Source organism: Streptococcus sp. UMB1203, assembly GCF_030217725.1.
In the GTDB taxonomy this organism is placed as follows: domain Bacteria; phylum Bacillota; class Bacilli; order Lactobacillales; family Streptococcaceae; genus Streptococcus.
The window spans coordinates 1-235 of record NZ_JASOOK010000089.1; the positions used below are offsets into that span (position 1 = coordinate 1).

Annotated in this window: 1 protein-coding gene; it reads right to left on the reverse strand. The window is 51.1% G+C overall.

The annotated features are described in order from the left end of the window. The coding region (locus QP439_RS09085; protein WP_285389664.1) for an alpha-hydroxy-acid oxidizing protein at positions 1-235 on the reverse strand (235 nt) is incomplete at both ends.

Genomic DNA, 235 nt, shown 5'->3' on the forward strand with positions numbered 1-235 from the left:
GAAAGCACACCCTTATGTCCACCTAGAGCGAGGCCGTATAGGGCTGGACGTCCAATACCTACGACATCTGCACCTGCTGCCAGCGCTTTAAAGACATGTTCACCACGACGGATGCCAGAGTCAAAGACAATTGGCACTTCGCCTTGGACTGCTTGAGCAATGGCTTCAAGGGTTTCAAAGGATCCAGGAGCCCCGTCTAATTGACGTCCCCCATGGTTAGATACGTAAATAACAT